Below are 14,831 nucleotides of genomic sequence, written 5' to 3' on the forward strand. Positions count from 1 at the left end.
GATTGCGCTGCACGGGGGAATTTTCCAAAGAGGCGGGATGAGCGAACCGGCAAATCTTCACGACACTCAGCTGCCCCCATCCGCCAAGATTCTCGTTGCCATTGGTGATATTCACGGTCGCCTCGATCTCCTCGATCGATTGCTGCCGAAGATCAGCGAGCATCTCGACGGACGGGCCGCGCGTCTGGTGTTCCTTGGGGATTATATCGATCGCGGTCCTGACAGTGCCGGTGTGCTCGACCGCCTGATCGGGGTGCGGGAGAGCTTTTCCGATTGCGTCTTCCTGAAGGGCAATCACGAAGAGGCGCTTCTCGATTTTCTCGCCGCCCCCGAAGAGATGGCCAGCTGGTTGGGGTGGGGCGGCGATGCCACGCTACTGAGCTACGGTCTCGACACGGACGAATTCGAGGACATCAAGGCCCTTCGCGATGCGTTCGCCGCGGCGTTGCCCGACGATCATTTTCGCTTTTTGCTGGATCTTGAGCTCTTCCATCGCGCCGCGCCTTACCAATTCGTCCATGCGGGCCTGAACCCAGACTTGCCGTTTGATCGACAGATCGAGCGGGATCTCCTGTGGATCAGGGATCGCTTTTTCAATGCCAATCCGAAGAGCTTCGGCGATTGGGTGATCGTCCATGGTCACACCCCTGTCGATGCCCCCGACAATTTGTCGTGGCGAATCAATGTCGACACAGGGGCCGTCTGGTCGTCTCAACTGACGGCAGTGGTCCTTGATGGGGAGGATCGGCGCTTCCTGACCAGCTAGTGCCTTTTCAAGCGAAGGGGAGGCGACAACGGCTCTCGGCGTTGCCGCAAGCGCTCCCCCCAAGTGCCGAGATCAGTTGCCGTTCAGGGCTTGATAGCGGTCGTTGGCTTGGACATCGGCCACACGGGGGCGCCAGTTTGCGACCCGGTCATCGAGGCTTGCCAGGGTTTCCGCCGACAGCGCTTGGCCGACTGCCTGGGCGTCCTGAGCCGCGATCGAGTCCCCAAGACGTTGAGCGATGCGATACCAGAAATAGGATTGCTCCGCGTCCCGCAAATCCTCCGGCAGATAGCCTTCCGTCGTCGGATCGAATAGATAGCCAAGGTTATAAATACTATCGACATAGCCAAAGGCTGCCGCGCGTTCAAACCAGGTGAGCGCCTCCTCAACGTTCTGACCGTTGACGCTCGGCTCGATGGCGAGGGTTCCGAGGCGGTGCATCGCCGGGACATTCCCCGCCCGTGCAGCGGACTGGAATGCGCTCAGCGCAGCGCTCAGATCCTGCGGCACGCCTTCGCCCTCAAAATACAATTCACCGAGGCGATAGGTGGCGGGGGCATAGCCCTCATCCGCCGCCCGGCTGAGATATTGCGCCGCCTGGGCTTTTTCGGCCTCGGTGGGCTGGCCGCTCAGCAATTGCTTCGACTCCGTATAAAGACGAACCGCCAGATCGCTCGGCCCCTCCTGAACGGGCGGCGGCGGGGTGGGGTCGGCGGTGGACGGGTCATTCGCCGCGATAACGGGCTCGGTCGTGGGAGGGGTCGGCGAGGTGTCCCCGCCGCGCAGGAACAGCGCGGCGATTGCGATCGTCGCGACCACGACCACCCCAAGGATCGAGAGGAGCGAGAAGCTGGCAAACCGGCGGCCGGGGGCCCTCGGCTCAACATTGTCGCTCACTTCGTCGAAATTGACACGGGGAGTAGCGGGACCGTTGGGGGTGGGCGCGGCCTGGCCGGGGGCCTCGTCAACGAAGCTCTGGCGCTCTTTTTCGAGACGTTCCTGGCGCAATTTGGCGGCTTGGAGGATTTTCTCCTGCGCCTTGGCGCTTTCCTCAGGCGAGCCTGCCTCCTCGGCCGACTCTGCGGGGGAGGCCATCGGCCCCTCACCGAGAACTTCGTCGAAATCCCGATCGTCATCGGTGAGGGCCTGAGAGTGCGAGGGCTCTCTCCGCGCGGTGAGGGGGGCCGAGGCCGCGTCGGGATCGTTCAGACGAGCGACGATTTCGTCATAGGAGCGTTGCAAGGCTTCGATGGAGGAGCCGGACGCATCGGTCTTCGCCGCCGCCAATTCCTGGGCGTTCACCCCAAATTCGGAAAGCTCTTCGCGGATATCGTCGAGATCGCGGCTGATATCCGAGATCCCTTTGGCCGAGCGCTCTTCCGCCGCTTCGATTTCGGTGGCGAGGGAGATCACCATCTTCTCGACCGCCGCAATCTGATCACCGGAGCGTTTGATCTCGTTGCCGAGCAATTGAAGCTTGCGACCGGTCCGCTCAATGAACTCGGCGTCCGACGATTCCGAGGCGGCCTGGGCTTCGGTCAGAACCGCCCGAGCGGCGGCTTCGGCATCGTCCAACTGACCGTCAATGGAATCAAGGGCGATATAGACCTCTTCGAAGCCGCGCGTGAGGCGGCTGTCGAGCTGACTGACCCGGGTCTCAAGCTGACGGACGGCGGCTTCGTTCTGCTGCACCCGCGACAGGGCTTCATCACGGGTCGCCTCGAATTGCTCGATCATGCCCGAAAGCGCAATTTCGAGGGATTTGAGGATTTCGATCCGCTCGCGATCACTCTCACGGGGGGCAGTGGCGGCCTGCGCCTCGGGGGCAGGGGCGCCGCCCTCGGCCCGCTCACGCTCAATCCGTTTGAGACGCTCGAACACGGTTTCAACGGCGGTGTTCAAGCCCTGAGCCGCCTCCCGCGACCGCTCATCGCTCTTCTTCACCTGGTCTTCGGTATTTTTCAGGCGTTCATTGAGGCGGTTGAGACTGTCGACAACCGCGCGGAGCTGTTCGGGGGAGACCCCGGTGGGGACAGATCCGCTTGTGCCGGATGTCGCGCCGGCTTCGTTCCCGACCTCGTTAATCATCGAGGTCATCCACTCACCAAGCGTCATGCCCGCGCGCCGCGCCGCCTCCTTGGCAACCACCCTTGCCTCAGGATCAATACCTTTGACGCTCCACGGTACGTTAGATTTCATCGTCCGCTCTCTGTCCGCAGCCCCACCAAGTCGTCGACGGCAGCGGCCTCGTTTCCACCGTCGACCCTCGTTTGATCCCGTTAACAAGGAATTAATCTCTGTTAATGGATCAAGATCTTATCACGTTTATTTGATGCTCGTGGTCGGGGTGTTCTCAAACAAGTGCAAGGCCACAAAAATCCCCATCGCGAAACTATGTCGCCACTCTGATCTGACACATGGACTAGACAGTGGAGAGATTGTTTGGGAAAGGCGGTCTGAGAAGGACAATCGTGTCCCCATGGAGGAGAGTGGCAGATGCCGTTTTATAACGCCCCAACCCGCGACATGCAGTTCCTGCTGCATGACGTCCTCGACATTCAGCGCTATTCGAATTTGCCTGGCTTCGCTGACGCGACGCCGGATGTGATCGACGCCTTTTTGGAAGAAGCTTCCAAATGGCACCGTGATGTTCTCGCCCCGCTCAACCGCGTCGGCGACACCGAAGGATGTACGCGCCACGATGACGGGTCGGTCACGACGCCGACCGGCTTTAAAGACGCCTATAAGCAGTTCAGCGAAGCGGGCTTCATGTCCATTGCGATGGACCCAGAATATGGCGGCCAGGGCCTGCCCTTGGTGCTGCAATATGCGGTCGCCGAGATGACCTCTTCCGCCAACCAGGCATTTGCAATGTATCCCGGCCTTTCCGGTGGGGCCTGGCGAGCGATTTACATGAATGGGTCCGACGAGCAGAAGGAAAAATATCTGCCGAAAATGACCAGCGGTGAATGGACAGGGACGATGAACCTGACCGAGCCGCAATGCGGGACCGACCTTGGTCTCATTCGCACCAAGGCCGAGCCGCAGGATGACGGCACCTATAAGATCAGCGGTCAGAAGATCTGGATCTCTGCCGGTGAGCACGACATGTCGGACAACATCATCCACCTGGTGCTCGCCAAAATTCCCGGCGGCCCGGATGGGGTGAAGGGGATCTCCCTGTTCATCGTGCCGAAATTCATGGTCAACGAGGATGGCTCCTTGGGGGAGCGGAACAACGTTGTGTGCGGCGGCCTCGAAGAAAAAATGGGCATCCATGGCAACGCCACCTGCGTCATGAACTATGACGAGGCGACTGGCTATCTCGTCGGTGAAGAGCATAAAGGCCTGCGTGCCATGTTCATCATGATGAACGAAGCGCGCCTCGGCGTCGGGCTGCAGGGTCTGTCCGCTGCCGAAGTCGCCTATCAAAATGCCGCGGCCTTCGCGAAGGATCGGCTGCAAATGCGCTCGATCAGCGGCACGAAGGCCCCCGATCAGCCGGCTGACCCGATCATTGTCCACCCCGATGTGCGTCGGATGCTGCTCGATACGCGGGTCTTTACCGAAGGGGCCCGGATGCTCACCTATTGGGCGGCGTTGCACGAAGATCTCGCGCATAAATCCGAGGACGAGGCCACCCGTCAAAAAGCCAAAGATTATATGGGTCTCCTGACGCCGATCATTAAGGCGTTCAACACCCATAAGGGCTTTGAAGGCACCTGCGATTCGATGCAGGTGTTTGGCGGTTCGGGTTATGTCGAGGAATGGGGCATGTCTCAGTTCCTGCGCGATACCAAGATCGCCATGATCTATGAGGGGACGAACGGCATTCAGGCCCTCGACCTCGTTGGGCGCAAACTGATGGCCGAGGGGGGACGCCTTTGGCAGACCTTCTTCAAGGAAGTCGATGAGTGGGCTGAAAGCCACAAAGGCCAATCGGACGTGCTCGACGGCTATATCGAGAAGACCCTCGAGACCAAGAAGCAGGTCAATGAAGGCATCCAATGGCTGGCGATGAACGGGATGAAAAATCCCGACAATGCAGGGGCCGGGAGCCACGATTTCCTCCACCTCTTCGCCCATTTTGCCATGGCGTATATGTGGCTGATGATGGTCAAAGCCGCCGAAGGCAAAGAGGAGGAAGATCCTCATTACCGCGCCAAACTCATCGGCGCGAAATACTTCTTTGAGCGGATGTTGCCGACCTCCACGCTGCACCTGACCCGCCTGAAGACCGGCGCCGACACCATGATGTCGATGCCCGAAGAGGCGTTCTGATCCCTTAAGGGGAAGATGAATCGAAAAGCCGGGCCTTTGTGCCCGGCTTTTTTTGTGAAGAGGGATGGGGCGTTGGTCACGAAAAACCCCGGCGTGTTGCCATGCCGGGGGATCAGGCCAATGGCCAGGTGAAGGTGCCGCGTCGCCTCAGACTTGGGTCGGGCTCAACTGGATTTCGACCCGCCGGTTCTGCTGGCGACCGCTATCGGTGCCATTGGAGGCCACGGGTTGGCTTTCGCCATAACCGATGGCGCGAATCCGGGGCACGGCGACGCCCTGAGCGGCGAGATAATTGCCGACGCTTTCGGCGCGGGCGATGGAGAGCTGGACGTTAGAGTCTTCCGTTCCGACGCTGTCTGTGTGCCCTTCGACCAAGACCGCCGTTTGCTGATAGCGCTCGATGACTTTGGCCACTGAATTCAGCGTGGCATAGAATTCAGGCCGGACAGAAGCTTGGCCGGTGGCGAAGGTGATGTTGCCCGGCATGATCAGCCGAATATCATTGCCCACGCGCTGAACCCGGACCCCGGTCGATGCCAATTCACGACGAAGCTCTTGCTCCTGCCGGTCCATATAAGCGCCGATGCCCCCGCCCAGGGCGGCGCCCGCCGCCGCGCCGGCCAGAGCGGCTTCGTCATCACCGGCAATCGCGCCGATGACCCCACCGGCAAGGGCGCCAAGCCCCGCACCGCGAGCGGTATTGGAAACTTTCTCCTCCCCAGTATAGGGATCAGTCGTACAGCCCGAAATCACGAGCGGTGCCGCAAGGGCGATCGCGGAAATTGCCAGTTTCTTCATTTTCAAATCCTCACTACGCCGTCCTGCGAAGGACAGCCCCTTCATCGTTTGGGAAGCGTCGGTGCGGCTTTCAAGCCAGAAAAGCAGCCCCCCTGGCAAGGGGGCAATTCGACAGAAGGGAACGGACCGAATTGGACGAGGAGATGAAAGGCGAACGACTGGCCAAAGTCATGGCGCGTGCCGGCGTGGCCTCGCGCCGGGGGGCGGAGACATTGATCGCGGAAGGACGGGTGACGATTGACGGTCGCCCCGTCGAGACGCCAGCAACCCTGGTCACCGGTGATGAAGATATCCGCGTCGATGGAAGTCGGTTGAGAAAACCCGAGGCGCCGCGCCTATGGCGATATCACAAGCCGTCGGGACTTGTGACGACGCATAAGGACCCACAGGGACGTCAGACGGTCTTCGACAACTTGCCCACTGACTTGCCACGGGTGTTGTCTGTCGGCCGATTGGACCTCACCACCGAAGGGCTCTTGCTTCTGACAAATGATGGCGGGTTGTCCCGCCTTCTGGAGCTTCCCTCAACAGGGTGGAAGCGCCGCTATCGGGTCAGGGCCTATGGCCGTCTCGCGGGGGGCAGTCTTGGCCGTCTCAGCGAGGGCCTGACCGTCGAAGGGGTCCGCTACGGTCCCATACAGGCCAAGCTCGACCGCCGTCAGGGGGACAATCTATGGCTGACCGTCGCCATTGCCGAAGGCAAAAATCGTGAGGTGCGGGCGATCTGTCGTCATCTGGGTCTCACAGTGAACCGGCTCATTCGGGTCAGCTATGGCCCATTCCAGCTCGGTCATCTCGCCGAAGGAGAGGTCGAGGAAGTGCCGCGCAAACAGCTGATCGAGCAAGTGGGGAGGCGACACGCCGCAAGCCTCGGTCTGATCGCCGGGCGATGAGGGGGACGCAATGCGCATAGTCGGCGGCGCCCTCGGGGGGCGCCCTCTCGTCGCGCCGAAAGGCAGAGAAACCCGTCCGACCACGGACCGGACGCGGGAGAGCCTGTTCAATATCCTGACCCATCGCGCCGATCTCAGCCTCGAGGGGGCCCGTATCCTCGACCTTTTCGCCGGCTCGGGGGCCTTGGGCTTTGAAGCGATCTCCCGTGGCGGTGCCTTTTGTCTCTTCGTCGACATTGCGGCGGGGGCGCGGGGCGCCATCCGGGAAAACCAGATGGCGCTTGGCCTTGCCGGACGAACCCGGCTGCATCGCCGCTCCGCCACCGCCCTCGGCCCCAAGCCTTCGGGGATGGGGCCGCCCTTTGATCTTGCGTTCCTGGACCCACCCTACGGAGAAGGCTTCGTCGCCCCGGCGCTTGACGCATTGCGGTCCGGTCAGTGGATGGCGACGGGGGCACTGGTGGTTGCCGAAATGGCGCAAACGGACGAAACGCCCCAGGTGACAGGCTACGCGCTCGACGATGAGCGCCGGTTCGGGGATACCAAGATCGTGTTTCTGATCGTGGAGGAGGGGCTTTAGCCCTTTTCGAAAACCACGGACAAATTATTTGCCGGCATTTCCGTCACCGTGGACAGGTGAAGGGCAAAACGGGCGCCAAGGGGCTGCACTTGATCATCGAGATCTCGCACGCCCCAAGCGGGATCACGCCGCTTGAGATCAGCATCGAAGCGCCGATTACTGTCCGCCATTTCGCCGCGCCGGGAAAACGGTCCGTAAAGAAACAATTTGCATCCCGGGGAAAGCAGGGCTGCAGCGCCCCGGAACACCCCCTCTGCCGCCGCAAAGGGGGCGATATGGATCATATTGATCGATACTACCCCGTCGTAAGCGGAGAGGGGGGCGGCCTGCCACCAACCGTCATCCGTTACATCGAGAGGGAGAGACGAAAGGAGGCGCGGGGTATCGGCGGCATAGGCGTCGATGCTGTGTCGATGATTGTCATCGGGGTCCGAGGGCTGCCAGATAAGGTCGGGGAAGCGGGCGGTCAGGGTCATACCATGCTCGCCCGTGCCGGACCCAATTTCGAGAATGTGCCCGGCCTGAGGCATCGTGTCGGCAAAGGCGGCGGCAATCGGCTCTTTGTTCCGGGCCACCGAGGGGGAGACGAGCTTGCCCGCGCGCTGGGACCGCGCCTCAAGGGCGATCTCTTTCCCGTCGGGACCGCGTTGATGATCGTCGCTCATGGCTCCTCCTCCAGGACGCGCAGGGTCAATCAGCTACAGCTTGACCCCCCAAGAACGCAAAAGGTCGCGCACCATTTATGGTTCAGCGATATGGACCTCGATGCCTCCTTCAGTGTCCGCCCCATCTCAAAGCGCTCATCATAGGCTATGAGGGTGCAGGAGAGGACCACCGGATGGGCCGCTCCCTTTCGTTTGACCACCATCCGCGAGGACGAACACATGATCTCGTCCGGCCGCTTGCCGAGAATGTCCCAACACCCGGTCGTGATTTCGGGGGGATCGTCCTCCTCCCGCATTTCTGCGAAGATCACGAGGCGCTTTGGGTCCATGACATCGAGGGAGACGCCAATCGTCTCCAACATCTCCCCATAGCCGTGGCGGGCGGTGGCCTCGTCCTCCCCCCAAATCGAGCGTCCTGCGATGGCGAGGGAAAAGCCGTTCCGGGCAAGCCACTCAATACCCATCAGCGCCGCCGCATAGCTGCCTTCGCCGCGTTCGACATCGTGATGCGCGCGGTCATGGTGGTCCATCGACACGCGGAGGGTCAGTCGCGCTTTGTGGTCATCGCTCAAGGCCATCAGTCCTTCAGTGATCCGTGGGCGCATCATCGGCTTCATGGCGTTGGTCAGGACGAGGACATCGAATCCACGGTCGAGCGCATCCTCAAGGATCCCCATAATGTCGGGGTTCATGAAGGGCTCGCCCCCGGTAATGCCGATTTCCCGGGCCCCCATTTCGCGCGCTTCGTCGAGATAGGGACGCGCCTCATCACGGCTCAGATAAACCAGATCGTCATTCTGCGGACTTGAGAGAATATAGCAATTTTCGCAGGCAATGTTGCACAGGGTTCCTGTGTTCAGCCACAGGGTCTCAAGCTGCCGAAGCGGCACCCAGGCCCGGGTCTCGCCCTTGGCCGTCAAGTGAGGATGACTGAATTTCTCTGCGGGCAAATCCCCGTCGGCCATGTAAACTCCTCTCGGCGCAGCGCGTCGTGCCCCGTCATGGTCATTCTCTCAAGCATTCGGCGGCTGAGCGTCAATCGTTACACCCTTCGGGCGGGAGGGGGGACGTCTTTTGGGGGGGATGTCGTCGCAGCGCCTATGGGGCCTCTGCCTTAGTGGCAGGCCGCGTCCCCTTCGCCGGGTGCCCCAATCAATCGCCCCCCAATCGCCCCCCCCCAATCGCCCCTTGTCCCCGGCGCAGGGTTGGGGCATATATCGCGACCCTCCACCGCGGGTATGGTGAAAAGGTATCACGCGAGCTTCCCAAGCTTAAGTTACGGGTTCGATTCCCGTTACCCGCTCCATTTCACCGCTCACCGAGACCCACCCAGTCAAGGAGGATCGCCGATGTCCTTCAGTTTTGCCGCCACGGATCCCACCCTCACCGAAGGGGTCCGGCGCATTGCCACCGCTCAGATCGAGCGAGCCCTCGAGACGATGGAGACCAACCCTTCGGTTGACCACCAGGTTCATGAGACCAGGAAGCGATGCAAGAAACTGCGGGCGCTGTTGCGCCTGGTTCGGCCCGGTCTTGAGGCGTATCCCCTGGAGAACGAGGCGATCAAAGCCGCGGCGAAGCGTCTTGGCGCCTATCGCGATGCCGCCGCCCGGCTGATCGTCTTTGATCGCGTCGCCGCGACCCAGCCGGAATGGGGTCCGGGATTGGGAGAAGGCGCTTTGGCGTCCCTAAGGTCGGCCCTCATCGAGGCTCGGCAGTCCATTCGCGATGACGATATCCGACAGGCGGTGGAGGAAAGTCGGGTGGATCTGCTTCAGGTTCTGGCGCGGGTGCCCGCATGGGAGGTGCGTCCCGACAGCGGCGAGACGGTGATTGCCGGCCTGACAAAGGTGCACAAAAAAGCCTCAAAGACCTTTGCCATTGCCTGGGGGGGACGCGATGTCGAAGACGTCCATGAATGGCGCAAATGGGCAAAGGCCCATTGGCTCCATCTTCGCCTCCTTAAAAAGATTGCCCCCATGGCTGTCATGCCGCGTCTCGCCCCGTTGGAAGCGGTCTGCGCCGATTTGGGCGAACATCATGATTTGCATGTCATCATGACGCTCTTGGCGGAGCGCGGGGGCGCGCATGGGGGGCGCGCCGATGAGGCGCTCGGCCCCGTCCTCAGCGCGCGCCAGCGTCTGCTCGAAGACCGCGCCTTTGCGCGGGGGGAGCCCTTTTTCGGCGAGGTCAGCCCGGCCCTGATCGAGGAGGTGTCCCCGCAATGGCAACGGGTCTCCGCTCCTGCCTAAGGAAGAGGGCCTAAGGAAGAGAGCCTAAGGGAGGGGAGGCGTCGATCCCTTAAAGATAGGGCGACAGGATTTCGGCCACCCGGTCAATGATCGCAGGCGAGAGCCCAGCCACATTGATCCGGCCCGAACCAGGAATGTAGAGCGCATGCTTTTCGCGCAGCTCGACAGTTTGCTCCTTGGTCAGAGGAAGTTGTGAGAACATGCCATTTTGCGCTGTCAGGACGGCAGGGTCATAGGTGTTCCCGCGCGGCCGCAGCGCTGTGGCAAGCCCCCGGCGCAAATCGAGCATCCGTTCCCGCATCTCGGTCAATTCTCGCCGCCATTGCCCTTCAAGGTCGGCGGTGCCGAGGATTTCCGCGACAATGGCCGGACCGTGGGCAGGGGGCATCGACCAGAGGGCGCGGCTGATATCGGCCATATGCGTTGCAATCGCCTCGGCCGCGCGCTCGGTCTCACTCACGGCGATGAGACAGCCGGCGCGATCGCGATAGAGACCGAAATTCTTCGAACACGAATAAGAGATCAATGCCTCGGGCGCCGCATCGAGAAAAGCGGCGATCCCTGCCCGGTCCCCTTCGAGGGAGGAAGCGAAGCCGTGATACGCAACGTCGATCAGGGCAATGAGCTTTTTCTCGGCGACGAACTTGCCGATTTCCGCCCATTGATCCGTCGTTAAATCAATGCCGGTCGGGTTATGACACGGCCCTTGAAGAAGAACGGCATCGCCCGGATTGGCGGCGGCGAGACCGTCAAGGGTTCGGTCGAGATCGACCCCAGGGGCCGTCGGCTCGGCATAGGGGTAGGTGCGCTGGGGAACGCCGGCGGTCGTGGCGATATGTTTGTGGTTTGGCCAGGTGGGATCACTCAGCCAGACCTGTCCCTCGGGGTTCAGGCGGTGATAGAGAAAAAAGGCAAGGCTTAAGGCGCCGCAACCGCCCGGGGTGGCAAAGCTGATCCGCGGGGTAGTTCGCTCTGTGCCGAGGATCTGGGCTTCGATGGCTTCGGCAAAGGCGACATTGCCGCGGCTGCCCTCATAGGCTTTGGTCTCGCCACTCTTGGCCAGCCGCGTTTCCGCCTCGCGCACCGCTTCCATGATCGGCGTGCGGCCCGCATCGTCCTTATAGATCCCGACGCCGAGATCGATTTTGTCCGTTCTGTCATCCGCGCGAAAAGCGGCCAGAAGCCCTAATAGGGGGTCGGCGGGGCGGGGATCCAAACGGTCGAACAGCGCCATAATATTATCGCTCACTTCAAATGGAGGGGTGGTCTAGAGCACCCCGTCCCCCTTCGCTAGGCCCCCTTAAGAAGAGAAGGCATCGGCGCAGATCAAAGCGCGATGTTCATCGGAATCGAGAAATCGTCCTCGTCCGTCTCACCGCTCTCCTCCGCCTCGCTTTCGACAGCCGGGGCGTCGTGAGCGTCCGCGAGGGCGAAGCCGCCATTGCCCATGCTTGGCGTTCCGATATCCGCGCCCTCGCCTGGATCCAGGATCTCGGTCAATCGCAGGGAGCGGCGTTGCTCGATGGTGCCGAGTTCGCCTTTGGCAAGGGAGAGGGCGGATTTGGCCGTCGGGACGGCCACGGTCACCGCCTCAAGTTTGGCCCCCGGCAATTGCAGCTTGTCCCCGGCTTTGAGCGCAAGGATGGAGGTAATGGACAGACGCGGCTTGGCGACCAGAGCCTCCGCCGTAAAGGCGAACTGAGAGAGGTGAGAGAGGCAGAGCGACGCACTTGGGCGAAAGGCGCCGTCGGTAAATTCCCGCGTCATGTCGAGATGCCAGCTCAATTCGGTGCCATCGAGGGTGATCATTTTCATTGCCGCCCGCAGAACGGGGCGATTTGTGAAAATCTCGGGATCGGCTTCCTGCCACACAAAGCTTCCGCCGCTCCCCATGACCCCGAAGACCGGCGACATTTTGTCGGCCAGCGATCGCATGATCGACCGCTCAATGGCCGGTTCCGAGACCGACCCTTGAAAAATCGCGCCGCAAATCGCGCTGGCGCAGTCGCGCGGCACGACGAGCCGGATCATCGGCTTGCCGAAACTCATACCATCGAGGCACACACCCTCATCAGGATAGCTGGGGGCCACGCGGCTCAGCTCGCAGCTCTCCGGCTTGACCTTGGTGTCGAGGAATTCTCCCACCAATTGACAGAGATCGACAAGCGCCTCCTCAGCCAATTGCTGCGCCGGGGCCAGGAATTGGGGCATGCGCAAAGGGGCGGAAAGATGGCGCGTAAGACCCGGAGACGGCATGGTCGCTGACCTCATTGATTAAAGACTAGTCCCTAGGATCGACTGTGCCGGTTAAAGGCAACTTTACGTCCCCATGGCATAAGGAAAATGATTAGTCGCCTTCGAGTGTGGGGCCAAAGGGTATGTCCGATAACAATCCGACAATTATCAAGCGCAAGCGCATCACGGTGGTGAACGGTCACCATGGGGGCCAGTGGAAGGTCGCCTATGCCGATTTCGTGACGGCTATGATGGCGTTCTTTCTCCTGATGTGGCTCCTTAACGCCACCACAGAAGAACAACGAAAGGGAATTGCGGACTATTTTGCCCCAACGCTGCCGGTCTCGCCCGTGTCGGGGGGCGGGAAGGATGCCCTCAACGGGGACAGTGTCCTGACCGAGGATACATTGTCCAGAAGCGCTCTTTATCCGGCGGATTCAACGCCGAAGAGCCGGGAAGCCAAGGCGATTGAAAGTTCAGTGAAGGAAATGGCGAAGGCCAGCGGCCTCGACGATGCCGATGAGCGCGTGCGGGTGACGGTCACGGACGAAGGAATCGTGGTGCAGTTGATCGATGCGGAGGGGAAATCGCTCTTTCCCGTCGGGTCTTCCACCCCTTCGCCGGAATTGCGGGTTTTGGTGAAAGCCGCCGCCAGCGCCGTGGCGGCCGGCGGTAAAAAAATCAGGATCGTAGGGCACACGGACTCTCGGCAATATCAGGGATATGCCTATTCCAACTTTGAACTATCGGCGGATCGAGCCAATGCGGCGCGCCGCCTGCTGATCGAGGCGGGGGTCGACGATAGCCGCTTGACGGAAATTACCGGACGCGCCGACCGGGAGCCCATCACGGACAATCCGGCAGATCCGGCTAACCGGCGGATTGCCATCGTGTTGTTGGATCGCTGAACAGGGAGCGGATCAAACTATTTTCGGCAAGTGTCGGACGGCAACGATCCGTTAACCGTAACTAACGAGACTAATCGCGTCACCAATTAGAACGCGAGGTTGTCTCGGATGTCGATTAGCTCATCTCTCAATGCGGGTGTTGCAGGCCTGGCCACCAATGCGGTCAAGCTCGCGGCAATTGCCGACAATATTTCGAACTCCGAGACCATCGGGTACAAGCGAGCGGTCGCGGAATTTCAATCGCTGGTCATCGACAGCGGACCAAATGCCTATTCCGCGGGCGGCGTACGGGCGACCCCTTACATCGATGTGGACGATCAGGGATCGCTGATCGGCACGGGCAATGCGACCGATTTGGCGATTGCCGGGCGGGGCCTGTTGCCGGTGACCAACCAGGATGGCGCGCAGGCGGTGACCGCGGAGAGGCAATTGCTGCTCACCGCGACCGGCTCTTTCACGCCTGACGAAGATGGATATTTGCGGACGACCAGCGGTCTCTTCCTGCTTGGCTTCCCTGCCGACTCCAACGGAGATATCGGGACGGTGTCGCGGCAGTCGACCGAATCGCTGGAACCGGTTCGTGTGAACGTCTCGAATTTCACGGCGACACCGACGGAAAATGTCGGGCTCGGCATTAACCTGCCCGCCGCCGCGACCGAGGCCGGGGCCACCACCGGCGCCTATGAGATCACCACCGAGTATTTCGACAATTTCGGGCGGGCGCAGGTCTTGCGTGTAGAATTTACGCCGCAGCCGCCGGTTTCGGGGGCGCCGACCAATAACTGGACCGCGGAGATCTTCGATAATGCTTCCGGCAGCGAAGTCAGTATCGGGACGTTCGATGTGACCTTCCGCGACGATCCGGTGAACGGTGGGGCGATTGAATCGATCAATGCAAGTTCCGCCACCGATCCCACCACGTCCATCACCACCACCGGCGTCTATGACAGCACCACCGGGACCCTGCCGGTGACGGTCGAAAGCGGGACACAGGTGAATATCTTTATCGGACGTCCGAACGATAATGCCGGCCTGACCCAATTGGCGGCAGATTTCTCGCCTTATTCTCTGACCAAGGACGGGGCAGAGATCGGTAACCTGCTTGATTTTGAGGTCGATGGCCAAGGCAATCTCGATGCGGTGTTCGACACCGGTTTCCGTCGGACCCTCTACAAGATCCCCGTGGCCGACGTGCCCAATCTCAATGGCCTGGAGGCGGCGAATGCTTCCGCCTATAAGGTGTCGCAGTCATCGGGCGATCTTTATCTGTGGGATGCCGGGGATGGTCCGACCGGCGAGATGGCGGGTTTCTCCTTGATGGAATCCACCGTCGACGTCGCCAATGAGCTGACCCAGCTTATCCAGACCCAGCGTGCGTACTCATCGAACGCTAAGATCATTCAGACCGTCGATGAGATTCTCCAAGAAACCAACAGCCTCGTGAGGTAGGTGA

General features: G+C 61.0%; 13 protein-coding genes and 1 tRNA gene. 8 read left to right on the top strand and 6 right to left on the bottom strand.

The features are described from left to right. Positions 1-37 precede the first annotated feature (37 nt). Complete coding sequence (locus PB2503_RS07235; RefSeq protein ID WP_041535432.1) at positions 38-766, top strand: metallophosphoesterase; 729 nt, start codon at positions 38-40, stop codon at positions 764-766. Positions 767-838: 72 nt separating this feature from the next. Here the strand turns inward: PB2503_RS07235 and PB2503_RS07240 are convergent, their stop codons facing one another. Further along, positions 839-2,965, bottom strand: coding sequence for an SEL1-like repeat protein (locus PB2503_RS07240; protein WP_083811007.1), 2,127 nt, complete (start codon positions 2,963-2,965; stop codon positions 839-841). 297 nt (positions 2,966-3,262) lie between these two features. Here PB2503_RS07240 and PB2503_RS07250 point away from each other — a divergent pair, with 297 nt between their 5' ends. After that, complete coding sequence (locus PB2503_RS07250; protein ID WP_013300585.1) at positions 3,263-5,047, top strand: acyl-CoA dehydrogenase C-terminal domain-containing protein; 1,785 nt, start codon at positions 3,263-3,265, stop codon at positions 5,045-5,047. Positions 5,048-5,194: 147 nt separating this feature from the next. Here PB2503_RS07250 and PB2503_RS07255 read toward each other — a convergent pair whose 3' ends face one another. Beyond that, the gene (locus PB2503_RS07255; protein ID WP_041534939.1) at positions 5,195-5,845 is read right to left on the bottom strand and encodes a YiaD family glycine zipper/OmpA-like lipoprotein; all 651 of its coding nucleotides are present in this window, start codon (positions 5,843-5,845) and stop codon (positions 5,195-5,197) included. Positions 5,846-5,988: 143 nt separating this feature from the next. On the opposite strand from PB2503_RS07255, the gene PB2503_RS07260 reads away from it, so the two are divergent. Next, positions 5,989-6,738 carry a pseudouridine synthase gene (locus PB2503_RS07260; protein ID WP_148235225.1) on the top strand — a complete coding sequence of 250 codons (750 nt, stop codon included), beginning with the start codon at positions 5,989-5,991 and terminating at the stop codon, positions 6,736-6,738. A 10-nt stretch (positions 6,739-6,748) separates the two neighbouring features. Continuing rightward, a complete protein-coding gene (gene rsmD, locus PB2503_RS07265) occupies positions 6,749-7,318 on the top strand; it encodes a 16S rRNA (guanine(966)-N(2))-methyltransferase RsmD (protein ID WP_013300588.1) in 570 nt (189 codons plus the stop codon). On the opposite strand, the gene PB2503_RS07270 is transcribed toward rsmD, so the two are convergent. Together PB2503_RS07270 and PB2503_RS07275 are read right to left on the bottom strand one after the other, a co-directional pair. Continuing rightward, complete coding sequence (locus PB2503_RS07270; protein WP_013300589.1) at positions 7,315-7,983, bottom strand: DUF938 domain-containing protein; 669 nt, start codon at positions 7,981-7,983, stop codon at positions 7,315-7,317. The two genes, rsmD and PB2503_RS07270, sit on opposite strands and share 4 nt — an antisense overlap. Before the next feature lie 29 nt (positions 7,984-8,012). After that, entirely contained in the window at positions 8,013-8,948 is a 936-nt protein-coding gene (locus tag PB2503_RS07275; protein ID WP_013300590.1) for a radical SAM protein, read from the bottom strand. A gap of 267 nt (positions 8,949-9,215) precedes the next feature. On the opposite strand from PB2503_RS07275, the gene PB2503_RS07280 reads away from it, so the two are divergent. Continuing rightward, positions 9,216-9,289: transfer RNA gene (locus tag PB2503_RS07280), tRNA-Gly, on the top strand. Between the two features lie 43 nt (positions 9,290-9,332). After that, entirely contained in the window at positions 9,333-10,235 is a 903-nt protein-coding gene (locus PB2503_RS07285) for a CHAD domain-containing protein (protein WP_013300591.1), read from the top strand. A 49-nt stretch (positions 10,236-10,284) separates the two neighbouring features. Here PB2503_RS07285 and PB2503_RS07290 read toward each other — a convergent pair whose 3' ends face one another. Together PB2503_RS07290 and PB2503_RS07295 are read right to left on the bottom strand one after the other, a co-directional pair. Continuing rightward, positions 10,285-11,484, bottom strand: coding sequence for an amino acid aminotransferase (locus tag PB2503_RS07290; protein ID WP_202944360.1), 1,200 nt, complete (start codon positions 11,482-11,484; stop codon positions 10,285-10,287). 77 nt (positions 11,485-11,561) lie between these two features. Then, complete coding sequence (locus tag PB2503_RS07295) at positions 11,562-12,491, bottom strand: FliM/FliN family flagellar motor C-terminal domain-containing protein (RefSeq protein ID WP_013300593.1); 930 nt, start codon at positions 12,489-12,491, stop codon at positions 11,562-11,564. Between the two features lie 122 nt (positions 12,492-12,613). Between PB2503_RS07295 and PB2503_RS07300 the strand changes: the two genes are divergently transcribed. Both PB2503_RS07300 and PB2503_RS07305 read left to right on the top strand, forming a co-directional pair. Further along, the gene (locus tag PB2503_RS07300) at positions 12,614-13,378 is read left to right on the top strand and encodes a flagellar motor protein MotB (protein ID WP_013300594.1); all 765 of its coding nucleotides are present in this window, start codon (positions 12,614-12,616) and stop codon (positions 13,376-13,378) included. A gap of 108 nt (positions 13,379-13,486) precedes the next feature. Further along, the gene (locus tag PB2503_RS07305) at positions 13,487-14,827 is read left to right on the top strand and encodes a flagellar hook protein FlgE (protein ID WP_013300595.1); all 1,341 of its coding nucleotides are present in this window, start codon (positions 13,487-13,489) and stop codon (positions 14,825-14,827) included. Positions 14,828-14,831 lie beyond the last annotated feature (4 nt).

This window comes from Parvularcula bermudensis HTCC2503 (assembly GCF_000152825.2).
Lineage (GTDB): Bacteria > Pseudomonadota > Alphaproteobacteria > Caulobacterales > Parvularculaceae > Parvularcula > Parvularcula bermudensis.

Coding starts and splice junctions, on each gene's coding strand:
- PB2503_RS07285 (WP_013300591.1), top strand. CDS start 9,333: ATGTCCTTCAGTTTTGCCGCCACGGATCCCACCCTCACCGAAGGGGTC.
- PB2503_RS07240 (WP_083811007.1), bottom strand. CDS start 2,965: ATGAAATCTAACGTACCGTGGAGCGTCAAAGGTATTGATCCTGAGGCA.
- PB2503_RS07250 (WP_013300585.1), top strand. CDS start 3,263: ATGCCGTTTTATAACGCCCCAACCCGCGACATGCAGTTCCTGCTGCAT.
- PB2503_RS07295 (WP_013300593.1), bottom strand. CDS start 12,491: ATGCCGTCTCCGGGTCTTACGCGCCATCTTTCCGCCCCTTTGCGCATG.
- rsmD (WP_013300588.1), top strand. CDS start 6,749: ATGCGCATAGTCGGCGGCGCCCTCGGGGGGCGCCCTCTCGTCGCGCCG.
- PB2503_RS07305 (WP_013300595.1), top strand. CDS start 13,487: ATGTCGATTAGCTCATCTCTCAATGCGGGTGTTGCAGGCCTGGCCACC.
- PB2503_RS07255 (WP_041534939.1), bottom strand. CDS start 5,845: ATGAAGAAACTGGCAATTTCCGCGATCGCCCTTGCGGCACCGCTCGTG.
- PB2503_RS07260 (WP_148235225.1), top strand. CDS start 5,989: ATGAAAGGCGAACGACTGGCCAAAGTCATGGCGCGTGCCGGCGTGGCC.
- PB2503_RS07235 (WP_041535432.1), top strand. CDS start 38: ATGAGCGAACCGGCAAATCTTCACGACACTCAGCTGCCCCCATCCGCC.
- PB2503_RS07270 (WP_013300589.1), bottom strand. CDS start 7,983: ATGAGCGACGATCATCAACGCGGTCCCGACGGGAAAGAGATCGCCCTT.
- PB2503_RS07275 (WP_013300590.1), bottom strand. CDS start 8,948: ATGGCCGACGGGGATTTGCCCGCAGAGAAATTCAGTCATCCTCACTTG.
- PB2503_RS07300 (WP_013300594.1), top strand. CDS start 12,614: ATGTCCGATAACAATCCGACAATTATCAAGCGCAAGCGCATCACGGTG.